Source organism: Microbacterium sp. B24 (assembly GCF_000333415.1).
GTDB lineage: Bacteria > Actinomycetota > Actinomycetes > Actinomycetales > Microbacteriaceae > Microbacterium.
The window spans coordinates 1-11,618 of the sequence record NZ_BADB01000069.1 but is presented as its reverse complement, the minus strand read 5'-3'; the positions used below and the strand labels follow the sequence as shown (position 1 = coordinate 11,618).

The following is an 11,618-nucleotide window of genomic DNA, read 5'->3' as shown; positions in this document are numbered from 1 at the left end:
GATCAGCCGACCTTGAGCAGATCGATGATGAAGATCAGCGTCTTGCCACCGAGGAAGTGACCACCGGCGGGGCCGTAGCCCAGGTGCGGCGGGATGATCAGCTCGCGACGTCCGCCCACCTTCATGCCGGGAATGCCGTCCTGCCATCCCTGGATCAGTCCCCGCAGCGGGAACTGGATCGACTCGCCGCGACTCCACGAGGAGTCGAACTCCTCACCGGACTCGTACTCGACGCCGGCGTAGTGCACGGTGACGTTGTCGCCGGGCTTCGCCTCGTCGCCGTCACCCACGATGATGTCGCGGATGACGAGGTCGGCGGGAGCAGGTCCTGCGGGGGCGTCGAACTCGGGCTTGGTGCGCTCTTCGGTCATACCTCCATCCAAGCATGCGCGGATGGGCCGGGCACCCTCTTGACACCCTCCGAGAGCTCGGAACACAATGAATGCAGGCCAACTCAGCGCCCGGGAGACACGCAGGCATCGCCGCGGCACCGGGCGCTGAGTCTGTGTGTGGGCAGAATCTGTACGGCAGATGCGCGGTGACCGAAATCACCAAAACCTGCGGAGTTCATCGCCCCGCACTACCCTGGAGGGATGCGTTTCGCCCACGTCCTCCTGCCCGAAACGGACGATCCGCAGCTGGTCGTCGTGGTCGCACCCGGACGGATCGCCCCCGTGGCGGACCTGTTCGACGCGGCTCCGCGCACGCTGCAGGCCCTGATCGAGGGGGGCGACGAGCTCCTCGCTCGCGTGCGCGAGGCTGCCCGCGATGTCGACGGCATCCCTCTGGACGGCCTGACATTCGGCCCCGCGGTCGACGCGCCGCCCATCGTCCTGGCCGTCGGTTTGAACTACGCGGCACACTCCAGCGAGCTCGGCCTCAAGGCCGACACCGCTCCGACGGTGTTCGTGCTCTGGCCGAACTCGCTGTCCGGACACGACGCCACGACCTCGTGGCCGCGATCGCTCAGCGAGTCGGTCGACTACGAATCGGAACTCGGGGTCGTGATCGGTACGCCCGCCAAGGACGTCGCCGCGGAGGACGCGCTGGCCCATGTCTGGGGGTACACGGTGGTCAATGACATCACCGCGCGCGACATCCAGTTCTCGGAAGCGCAGTGGTCACGCTGCAAGTCGTTCGACGGCTTCACCCCGAACGGCCCCTTCGTCGTCACCGCCGACGAGATCGCCGATCCGCAGAACCTGCACATCTGGGCGGTCGTCGACGGTCAGACCGTGCAGGACGCCTCGACGGGACAGATGATCCGCTCGGTGGCAACGCTGATCGCGCATCTGTCGCAGTCGGCGACGCTGCTGCCCGGCACCCTGATCTCGACCGGCAGCCCGGGAGGGGCGGGGTATTCTCGCGATCCGCAGATCTTCCTGCGCGATCGCTCGATCGTGACAGTGGGAATCGACGGCATCGGCGAGCTCACCACTCACTGCCGCATTCTGGACTGACACGCACGACGCCCCGGCGATCCGCACGCGCGGACGCCGGGGCGTCGTCTTCAGGCGGCTCAGCCGCCGTTGCAGGTGATGGTCTTGCCGTTGAGCTCGTAGATGCCGCTCGGGTTGTTCGCGCAGAACTGGATCAGGTCACCAGCCGTGTTGGCGAGCGCGACGGCGATGATGATGCCGACGATGATGCCGAGGACGATCAGCACCGAGCTGACGATGATGGCGGCGACCGCCATGCCGTTCTTCGCGCCCGCCTTCTTGGACTGCACCAGGGCGACGATGCCGAGGATGAGACCGATCAGCTGCAGCCCCACCGGCACGATGGCCAGAACGAGGGCGACGATGCCGAGCGTGCGCCCGGGAACGGAGCCGGAGGCCGCCGGGCCGCCGTTGTAGGCGGGAGCGGACGGGTAACCGGCCTGCTGATACGCCGGCGGTGCGACCGGCGGTGCCGCCGGCGGCGTCTGCGGATTCACGGGGGGCTGAGTGGGGTCGGTCATGCGTCTCTCCTCGGTCGGCCGGTGCGGCGCGTTGCTGACAGTGACGCTATCGGCCCGCGTGCGTCTCGCGCAAAGGGTTCGTCAGCTCTCGACGAGGTTCTCGGCGGGCTGTACGACGGGAATGGCCTGCGTGATCGCCTCCAGGCCCGACAGCCGCGCCGGAGAGAGCTGCTTGTCGACCTCGTCGCGGGTCATGAGCCCCGCCTCGACGACGAGGTCGCCGACGTTGCGATGGGTCAGCAGCGCGGTCTTGGCGAGCGCTGCCGAGGCGGCGTAGCCGATGAACGGCGTGAGCGCGGTGACCACTCCGACAGATGAGCCCACCATCGCCCCCAGACGCTCACGGTTCGCGGTGATGCCGTCGACGCAGTTGATCCGGAAGGTGCGCATGGCGCGGCGCATCCAGGTGATCGATTGGAAGATCGAGTGGGCGATGATCGGCTCGAACGCGTTCAGCTGCAGCTGCCCGCCCTCGACGGCCATCGTGACGGTGAGGTCGGCGCCGGCAACGGAGAACGCCACCTGGTTGACGACCTCGGGGATCACCGGGTTCACCTTGCCGGGCATGATGCTCGATCCGGCCTGACGCGCGGGCAGGTTGATCTCCCCCAGGCCCGCTTGCGGACCGCTGGAGAGCAGGCGCAGGTCGTTCGCGATCTTCGAGAGCTTGATCGCGTTGCGCTTGAGGGTCGAGGAGAACGACATGAACGACCCCGTGTCGCTCGTGGCTTCGACCAGATCGTCGGCGGTCGCCAGGTCGAGGCCCGTGATCTCCCGCAGGTGGCGTAGGACGGCGGGCGCATAACCGGGGTGGGTCGTGATGCCGGTGCCGATCGCCGTGGCGCCCATGTTGATCTCGAACAGCAGGTACGCGTTCTCGGTCAGGCGTTGGTGGTCGTAGCCGAGGGTCGTCGCGAACCCGTGGAACTCCTGGCCCAGGGTCATGGGCACGGCATCCTGCAGCTGGGTGCGACCGATCTTGAGGATGTCGTGGAACTCGACCGCCTTCGCGAGGAACGATTGGCGCAGGAGGTCCAGCTCCTCCAGGAGGGTCTTCAGATCGAGACTGAGCCCCACCTTCACCGCGGTCGGGTAGACGTCATTGGTCGACTGCGAGCGGTTGGTGTGATCGATCGGCGAGAGATAGGCGTAGTCGCCCTTCGGACGGCCGGCGAGTTCGAGGGCGATGTTGGTGATGACCTCGTTCGCGTTCATGTTGGTCGAGGTGCCGGCACCGCCCTGCACCACGCCGACGACGAACTGGTCGTGGAACTCTCCGTCGATCACCCGCTGGGCGGCGCGGTCGATCAGATCGGCGCGTTCGGCGTCGAGCACTCCGATCTCGAGGTTCGCGCGGGCGGAAGCCTGTTTGACCATCGCGAGCGCGGTCACGAGGTCCTTGTACACGGAGATCGGGCGCATGGAGATCGGGAAGTTCTCGAGCGCCCGTGCGGTGTGGATGCCCCAGTAGGCATCGGCGGGGATCTCCATCGATCCCAGGGAGTCGGTCTCGGTGCGCGTCGTTGCGGCAGGTGCCATGAGTGCAGTCCTTTTGGGTCGTCGCCTCGGGTGGTCGCGGTCGAGCCTACCCGCGACGACGACGCGCATCCGGTGTACACGGCGTACACCGCACAGACGGGTGCCCTCCGCCGAGGCCGAGGCCGCGACGAAGGGCACCCCGACGGTCAGCGGTTGACGGTCGACATGTCGGCGTAGCGGTCGCCGACCGGAGAGCCGACGGCGGCCAGCGCGGCCAGCTGGTCCTGCGTCAGCACCAGGTCGACCGCTGCGATGTTCTCCTCGACGCGGGTGAGCTTTCGCGTGCCGGGGATCGGCGCGATGTGCTCCCCCTGGGCCAGCAGCCACGCCAGCGCCACCTGAGCGGGGGTGGCGCCGGCATCCGCGGCGACCTTCTCGACGGCGTCGACGATCGCGAGGTTCGCCTGCAGCGCGCCGTCGGCGAAGCGCGGGTTGCTCTTGCGGAAGTCGTCGTCGTCGAGCACGTCCAGCGAGCGGATGGTGCCCGTGAGGAATCCGCGGCCCAGCGGCGAGTACGGCACGAACCCGATGCCCAGCTCGGACAGCGTCGGAAGCAGCTCCGCCTCGGGGTCACGGGTCCAGAGCGAGTACTCCGTCTGCACCGCGGTGACGGGATGAACCGCGTGCGCACGACGGATCGTCGCGACCGACGCCTCCGACAGTCCGTAGCCGCGGATCTTGCCCTCGGCGATCAGTTCGGCCAGCGCGCCGACGGTCTCTTCGATGGGGGTCGCCGGATCCATCCGGTGCTGATAGTAGATGTCGATGCGGTCGGTGCGCAGACGCTGCAGCGACCCCTCGACGGCCAGGCGCACGTTGGCCGCAGTTCCGTCCAATCCGCGCTCACCGCCCGCGGTGTGGCGAACCGTGCCGAACTTCGTGGCGATGACGACCTCGTCGCGGCGTCCGGCGTCGGCGAGCGTCGTGCCCAGCAGTTCCTCATTCGTGTACGGACCGTACATCTCCGCCGTGTCGAGGAAGGTGACGCCGCGATCCAGGGCCCCGAGGATGGTGCGTGCACCGTCCGCATCGTCCTGTCCGGCGCCGGTGTAGAAGGCGCTGATTCCCATCAGGCCGAGACCGAGGCGGCTGACCTCGATGGGGGTGGCGCTTCCCAGAGTGGTGGTCTTCATGAGTGTGCGATCTCCTTGTCATAGATGTCGATCTTGTGGTCGATGGCCCGCAGGCTCGCGGTGATCTCGTCGAGCTGTGCGCGCACGCGTTCACGATGCGCGACCAGCAGCTCCCGCCGTTGGGCGATGGTCGACTCGCCGCTGCGCACGAGTTCGGTGTACGCGCGGATGCCGGCGATCGGCATGCCCGTGAGGCGCAGCCGCGTCAGGAAGCGCACCCAGGAGATGTCGGCATCCGAGTAGCGGCGGTGCGAGTAGGAGGCGCGGTCGATCGGCGTCAGCATGAGCCCCTCGCGCTCGTAGTAGCGCAGGGTGTGCGTCGAGACGTCGGTGGCGGCGGCGGCCTCGGCGATCGAGACGCCCTCGCGCGCGGGGACGGGGAGCAGGGTCATGTCCCCACGGTAGAACTTCGAGTGCACTCGAAGTCAAGCCGCATGAGCGCATCTGCCGCGCCCGGGACACCTCGCCATCTCAGCGCTTTCGGGAGAAGGCCTCGAGCCGCTCCTCCGGGTCGAGTGCGGCCATCGCCCGTGTCCATTCCTCGCTGAAGACCTCGGCCGTCTCGGCCTCACCGACCGGGACGACGCTGTGCGTGATGGTGTCGTCGTAGACGTGCACGAGATGGAAGGACTGTCCGCCGTCCATGCCGTTGACCTCCTGCGGCGGACGCTGGAGGTTCATCGTGTAACAGGTCGCCGATGCGACGCTGACCGGGATGCCGGCGAAGGTGCCCGCCGTGGCGTAGTGGAGGTGTCCGGCGAGGATGGCGCGGACGTCGCTGCCGGCGAGCGCCGCCGCGAACTCGCTCTGATGACGGAGTTCGAGGATGTCGAAGAAAGGGATGTGACTCGGCAGCGGCGGATGATGCAGAGCCAGCACGGTGCCCAGCGGCGCCGGTTCGGCGAGGATGCCGCGGAGCCAGTCCAGCTGTGCGGCATCCAGGTCGCCGTGATGCCACCCCGGCACGGAGGAATCGAGAGCGATCAGGCGCAGTCCGCCGAGGTCCCACACACCGGTGACGGGTTCGAGACTCGGCGCCTCGTCGAGAAGTCCCGCACGCAACGCGGGGCGCTCGTCGTGATTGCCCGCGACCCACACGATGGGCGCGCCCAGCCGCGCAGCGACGGGCTCGACCTCGGCGCGCAGGGCGGCGTAGGCGTCCGGCTCACCCAGATCGGTCAGGTCGCCCGTGAACACGATGGCGTCGGCCGTGACGCCGGTGCGCTCGACTGCCGCCAATGTCGCGATGAGATTGGCGGCGGTATCGTATCGGCCACCGAGGGGCCGGTTCCCGGCGAGCAGATGCGTATCGCTGAGATGGACGATCACGCGCTGGGCGGGTGGATGGATGCCGAACGAGAACGAGTCGGGGGCCATGAGCTCAGCCTAGGCGCCGCCGACGACGCGGCGCGGACCCTCCCACAGTTCCGGGCGTGAGGCGCCCGCGATCGCGATGCCGGTGGATCAGTGCAGGACGATCAGGGCGAGCCCAGCGAGAACCGCGACGCCGCACAGTGCGAACGACAGGTAGGCACCGATCAGCGCCAGACGCTTCTGCCCGTCGGTCAGAGGGCTCTTCTTCGCCGCCTTCGCGGCGGCTTTGGCCGCACGACGCGCCTCCTTCTCGCTGATCACGGTGATCGCGTCGGTGAACTCCGCAGGAGCGACGATGGGCGCCCGTCCGCCACGTACCAGCAGCCGAAGACCGCCCGCATAGAAGCCGACGACGAGCAGCGCACCGATCAAGGCGGCGGCGAAGACCTGGACGAAGGCCAACCAGTCGATGCTGATACCCATCAGCGCTCCCCCGTCTTCTCAGCACCGGACTTCTCGGCGGGAGGCTTCGTGGCCGAGGGCTTCGTAGCCGAGGGCTTCTTTCCGCGGGGCGCCGTGTTCTTCGCTCGCTCCTTGGCGCGCTCCGCCTTCTCCTGCGCGCGCTCCGCGCGCAGGATGGCGCGCTGGCGACGCGTGGGCGGCGGGTTGCGCTTGACCTTGACGGCGAGACCCGAATCGGCGACCTCGCTCATCGCGTTGGACGAGTCGACGTGATTGCGGCGCGAGCGCAGGAACAGACCCACGATGATCGCGACGGCGAGCACCGCGTCGACGACGATGCCGGCACTTCCGAACCAGACGACCAGCAGAGCCGCGAAGGCGCCGACGGCGGCCGAGGCGGGCAGCGTCAGCACCCACCCCACGGCGATGCGCCCGACGGTGCGCCAGCGCACCTTCGAGCCGCGCCGACCGAGTCCGGAGCCGATCACCGAACCCGAGGCGACCTGCGTGGTCGACAGTGCGAAGCCGAGCGCGCTGGAGGCGAGGATGGTCGCCGCCGTGGACGTCTCGGCGGAGAAGCCCTGTGCGGGCTTCACGTCGGTGAGCCCCTTGCCGAGCGTACGGATGATGCGCCAGCCGCCCATGTAGGTGCCGAGCGCGATCGTGAACGCACAGGCCAGGATCACCCACAGCTGCGGGTCGGCATGGGCACCGCTCTGCCAGCCCGCCATGATCAGCGCGAGGGTGATGACTCCCATCGTCTTCTGCGCATCGTTCGTGCCGTGGGCGAGGGCGACGAGGGAGGAGGTGAAGATCTGGCCCCAGCGGAACCCGTCGCGACCGTCGGGCTTGTTGTCGTAGCGACGCGTCATCGCGTAGGCGAGCCGCGTCGCCAGGAAGGCGATGACACCGGCCGTGAACGGGGCGATCAATGCCGGCAGGACGACCTTGCTCAGCACCATGCCGAAATCGATGGCCGCCGCGCTCGCGCCGACGAGCGTCGCCCCGATCAACCCGCCGAACAGGGCGTGCGAGGAGCTGGAGGGCAGACCCAGCAGCCAGGTCAGCATGTTCCAGGTGATCGCACCGATCAGGCCGGCGAAGATGATCGGCAAGAACGCGAGCGGCTCGATCTGGTCCTCGCGGATGATCCCGTGCGAGATCGTCTTCGACACCTCGGTGGACAGGAAGGCGCCGACGAGGTTGAGACTCGCGGCGAGCAGAACAGCGACTTTGGGCTTGAGCGCCCCGGTCGCGATCGGGGTGGCCATCGCGTTCGCGGTGTCGTGAAAGCCGTTCGTGAAGTCGAAGAACAGCGCCAGCACGATCACCAGCACGACGATGAGGGCAGCGGTTTCCACAGTTCGCTTTCGTCGGGATTCACAGGAAGGGAGCCGACGGAATCGGCGATGCGAACGAAGAGTTCACCGTGGTTTCATTCTCCGGCAACCGGACCACAGAAATACTCCCACATTCAAGGCCCCTCGCAGAACGGCGATCCCGCCCCGACACGCCGGGCGTGGATTAGCGTGGAGCGGTGACCCGAGAGACGTCCTCCACGCCGCTGTCCGCCCCCGTCGCCGCCGCTCGTCCGACGCTTCGCCGTCATCACGGCGACGAGGTGCGAGACGACTACGAGTGGCTGCGGGAGAAGGAGGATGCCGAGGTCATCGCGCACCTCGAAGCCGAGAACGCCTTCACCGAGCAGCGCACGGCCCACCTCGCGGGGCTGCGCCAGCGCATCTTCGACGAGATCAAGGCTCGCACCCTCGAGACCGACCTGTCCGTTCCGACGCGTCAGGGCGCATGGTGGTACTACGGGCGCACCGTCGAGGGCAAGCAGTACGGCATCCAATGCCGCGCGCCTCTGGCCGGCCCCGACGACTGGACGCCTCCTGTCCTGACGCCGGGCGTCGACGTCCCCGGCGAGATCGTCCTGCTCGACGGCAACGTCGAGGCCGACGGTCACGAGTTCTTCTCCCTGGGCAGCTTCGACGTCTCGACCGACGGTTCTCGACTGCTCTTCGGTGTCGATGTGGAGGGCGACGAGCGCTATACGCTGCGTGTACGAGACCTCGTCAGCGGGAAGGACCTGCCCGACGTCATCGAGAACACCTCGGCGGGAGCGTCGTTCTCCCCCGACGGCCGGTACATCGTCTACACGACGGTCGACGACGCGTGGCGACCCGACACCGTCTGGCTGCACGAGGTCGGCACCGATGCCGCAGCCGACGCGCGCCTGTTCCACGAGCCGGATGAGCGCTACTGGGTGGGTGCCGGCTTCACGCGCAGCGAGAAGTACCTGGTCATCGAGGTGGGCTCCTCCATCACGACCGAGGAGTACCTCGTCGACGCGACCGATCTGCGTTCCGAGCCGCGATCCATCTGGCCGCGTCGAGAAGGCGTCGAGTACTCGGCCACCCATGCCGTCGTGGGCGGCGAGGACGTGCTCTACATCGTGCACAACGACGGCGCGCTCGATTTCGAACTGGTGCGCGTCGCGGCATCCGATCCACAGGGCCAACGTGACGTCGTGCTGGCCCACACTCCCGGGCGGCGCGTGCTGGATATGTCCGCCTTCCGCGACTGGGGGGTCGTGTCGTACCGACGCGACGGGCTGTCGCGAATGGGGATCCTGGACTACGCCACCGGCAGCATCGACGAGCTCGCCTTCGAGGAGGAGCTCTACACCGCCGGAGCCGGCGGCAATCCCGAATGGGCCCCACCCGTGGTGCGGCTCGGTTACGGCTCGTTCCTCACCCCCGGGACCGTCTACGACTACGACGTGGCGGCGCGTGAGCTGCACCTGCGCAAGCGCCAGCCCGTGCTGGGCGGATACGATCCGTCGGCCTACGGGCAGCGGCGCGAGTGGGTCACGGCATCCGACGGCACCCACGTGCCCGTCTCGATCGTGTGGAAGCGGTCGTTCGGCGAGCCGGGGGACGCGCCGCGTCCGCTGCACCTCTACGGGTACGGGTCCTACGAGCACTCCATCGAACCCGGTTTCTCGGTGGCGCGTCTGTCGATGCTCGATCGCGGCGTCGTCTTCGCCGTCGCGCACGTTCGCGGCGGCGGCGAACTCGGACGCCAGTGGTACGAGGACGGCAAGTTGCAGCACAAGCGCAACACCTTCACCGACTTCGTCGCGGTCGCGCGTCATCTGATCGACACGGGCGTCACCGCACCCGACCGCCTCGTCGCCGAGGGCGGTTCTGCGGGCGGTCTGCTGATGGGCGCGGTCGCGAACCTCGCCCCCGAGCTGTTCGCCGGCATCCTCGCCGACGTTCCCTTCGTCGACGCCCTGACGACCATCCTCGATCCTTCGCTCCCGCTGACGGTGATCGAGTGGGACGAGTGGGGCGATCCGCTGCACGACGCGGAGGTCTACGCGTACATGAAGTCGTACACGCCGTACGAGAACGTGCGCGAGGGAGTGACGTATCCGCGGGTCCTCGCGACCACGTCGCTCAACGACACCCGCGTCTACTACGTGGAACCCGCCAAGTGGGTGGCGCGATTGCGCGAGGTCGGTGCTGACGCACTGCTCAAGTGCGAGATGGTCGCGGGCCACGGCGGTGTCTCCGGGCGCTACAACTCCTGGCAGCAGCGCGCCTTCGAGCTCGCCTGGCTGCTCGACGTGCTGGGCCTCGCCGAGGACTGATTCCCCCCTCCCGCCCTCCCCCCGGACCTGTCCCCGGACCTGTCCCCCGCACGCCGAGGCATGTCCCACTTATGCCGAGGCATGTCCCACTATCTGTGCTTGACAGCGCTCCCAGGCAGCAGGAAGTGGGACACACAGTTCCGGCGCCGCGCCTCTGTGCCTCGGCGTCAGCGCCCGGGCGTCCACCCCGCACGCTGCAGGGCCTCTCGTACCATCGCGACCGCGAGCCGGCCATCGCCGACGAGGTGATGGGCCAGCACCCGCTCGTGCTGCCAACCCAGGCCGCGAATGGCCGCCCACCGGTCGGCGTCGCGCGCGAACTGACGCGCATCGTCAGCGTGGACGCGGCCGTCGTACTCGACCGCGAGACGATAGCGGGGAAAGGCCAGATCGAGCTCCGCGACGAACGTCCCCCGATCGTCGAACAGGTTCCAGGCCACCTCGGCCTCCGGCAGGCCCGCGCGACTCAGCAGCAACCGCAAGCGCGTTTCGCGAGGAGAGCGCACGCCACCGCGAGCGAGCGCCAGCGCCCTGCGGAGAATTCCGCCGCGCACGTCCCCCATCACCTCGATCTCACCCCGAAGCTCGGCCGCATCCGTCAGCGGGCTCCGGCCTGAGATCAGGTGATCTGCGGCAGCAACGAGGTCATCGAGCCGCCAGAGCGTGCCCGTTTGACGCCAGGCACGCGCCGGGTGCTCGACCGGCATCCCGCCCACCGTCGTGTGGGCCGGCGTTCGCAGCTGCAGCCGATGACCCACCACGGCGTGAGTACGGGGTTCGCGCGCAGGACGGTGGGTGGACACGTGGATGGTCGGCTCATACGGCCACTCCGGCTGAGGCACTCCGAGAAGATACAGGGCGGTCTCGTGGCTGAAGAACTGCCCGCTGCGCAGCCTCGGCAGCAGCGCCCGACACGATGCCTCAAGCGAGCCAGGAGTGGGCTCCACTCGCGCGCGGACGCCGTGGAAGGGACGCGACAGATCGCGTCCCCGCAGCCGCCCGGGGCTCACGCCCGCATCTCGCGCCTGCGCGACGGTGAACGCGTCCGGCAGACTCAGCGGCAGGTCGCTCGAGGTCGTCATCGCGCAAGCGTCACCCGTGCGCAGCGATGCTCTGGTGGCTGAGCACCGAACGGTGGAAACCTCAGAGCCCGACGCCGACCGGGGAGGAACCTGCGTAGGGCGTGGTCAGTGAGAGTGACCCTCGCACAGGACGTGTCCCACTTCCTGCTGTCGGGTGGCCTCCTGCACAGCAGAAAGTGGGACACGGCACGGCGGAAGTGGGACAACGCCAGCGAAAAGTGGGACACGGAATCTTCGGTGTCCCGGTGGCGGGCTCAGCCGAAGAGCGCGGCGGCCTCTTCGTAGCGGTAGATCGGCACCGTGTTCAGCTCACCGAGAGCCTCCGCAAACGGCACCCGCACGATGTCGGTGCCCTTCAGCGAGACCATCTGGCCCCAGGCCTGCTCGTAGACGGAGTCTGCGGCATGCAGACCCAGGCGCGTCGCGAGCACCCGGTCGAAACGACTCTAGAGGATCCCCGGGACCGA

At 68.3% G+C, this 11,618-nt stretch carries 11 protein-coding genes and 1 pseudogene; 2 read left to right on the top strand and 10 right to left on the bottom strand.

From position 1 onward, the window contains the following. Positions 1–2: 2 nt before the first annotated feature. The gene (locus I5I_RS01630; protein WP_036315624.1) at positions 3–371 is read right to left on the bottom strand and encodes an FKBP-type peptidyl-prolyl cis-trans isomerase; all 369 of its coding nucleotides are present in this window, start codon (positions 369–371) and stop codon (positions 3–5) included. A 222-nt stretch (positions 372–593) separates the two neighbouring features. On the opposite strand from I5I_RS01630, the gene I5I_RS01625 reads away from it, so the two are divergent. Continuing rightward, positions 594–1,460 carry a fumarylacetoacetate hydrolase family protein gene (locus I5I_RS01625; protein ID WP_036315621.1) on the top strand — a complete coding sequence of 289 codons (867 nt, stop codon included), beginning with the start codon at positions 594–596 and terminating at the stop codon, positions 1,458–1,460. A 59-nt stretch (positions 1,461–1,519) separates the two neighbouring features. On the opposite strand, the gene I5I_RS01620 is transcribed toward I5I_RS01625, so the two are convergent. The 7 genes from I5I_RS01620 to I5I_RS01590 all read right to left on the bottom strand — a co-directional run bounded on the left by I5I_RS01620 (position 1,520) and on the right by I5I_RS01590 (position 7,769). Next, positions 1,520–1,960, bottom strand: a complete 441-nt coding sequence (locus I5I_RS01620; protein ID WP_036315618.1) for a DUF4190 domain-containing protein — start codon at positions 1,958–1,960, stop codon at positions 1,520–1,522. 81 nt (positions 1,961–2,041) lie between these two features. Further along, positions 2,042–3,499, bottom strand: coding sequence for an aspartate ammonia-lyase (locus tag I5I_RS01615; RefSeq protein WP_036315616.1), 1,458 nt, complete (start codon positions 3,497–3,499; stop codon positions 2,042–2,044). A gap of 146 nt (positions 3,500–3,645) precedes the next feature. Beyond that, positions 3,646–4,632, bottom strand: coding sequence for an aldo/keto reductase (locus I5I_RS01610; protein ID WP_036315613.1), 987 nt, complete (start codon positions 4,630–4,632; stop codon positions 3,646–3,648). Next, positions 4,629–5,024, bottom strand: a complete 396-nt coding sequence (locus I5I_RS01605; RefSeq protein WP_036315608.1) for a MerR family transcriptional regulator — start codon at positions 5,022–5,024, stop codon at positions 4,629–4,631. Before I5I_RS01605 ends, I5I_RS01610 begins: the two co-directional genes overlap by 4 nt. Positions 5,025–5,103: 79 nt before the next feature. Continuing rightward, entirely contained in the window at positions 5,104–6,009 is a 906-nt protein-coding gene (locus I5I_RS01600; protein ID WP_036315605.1) for a phosphodiesterase, read from the bottom strand. Between the two features lie 87 nt (positions 6,010–6,096). Next, the gene (locus I5I_RS01595) at positions 6,097–6,429 is read right to left on the bottom strand and encodes a hypothetical protein (protein ID WP_036289744.1); all 333 of its coding nucleotides are present in this window, start codon (positions 6,427–6,429) and stop codon (positions 6,097–6,099) included. After that, a complete protein-coding gene (locus I5I_RS01590; RefSeq protein WP_036315601.1) occupies positions 6,429–7,769 on the bottom strand; it encodes an inorganic phosphate transporter in 1,341 nt (446 codons plus the stop codon). Before I5I_RS01590 ends, I5I_RS01595 begins: the two co-directional genes overlap by 1 nt. A gap of 176 nt (positions 7,770–7,945) precedes the next feature. On the opposite strand from I5I_RS01590, the gene I5I_RS01585 reads away from it, so the two are divergent. Next, positions 7,946–10,069 carry a S9 family peptidase gene (locus I5I_RS01585; protein ID WP_036315597.1) on the top strand — a complete coding sequence of 708 codons (2,124 nt, stop codon included), beginning with the start codon at positions 7,946–7,948 and terminating at the stop codon, positions 10,067–10,069. 167 nt (positions 10,070–10,236) lie between these two features. Here I5I_RS01585 and I5I_RS01580 read toward each other — a convergent pair whose 3' ends face one another. Continuing rightward, positions 10,237–11,151, bottom strand: a complete 915-nt coding sequence (locus I5I_RS01580) for a hypothetical protein (RefSeq protein WP_051039420.1) — start codon at positions 11,149–11,151, stop codon at positions 10,237–10,239. 254 nt (positions 11,152–11,405) lie between these two features. Continuing rightward, positions 11,406–11,597 (bottom strand): annotated as a pseudogene (locus tag I5I_RS16210) (6-phosphofructokinase); the annotation flags it as partial. Positions 11,598–11,618 lie beyond the last annotated feature (21 nt).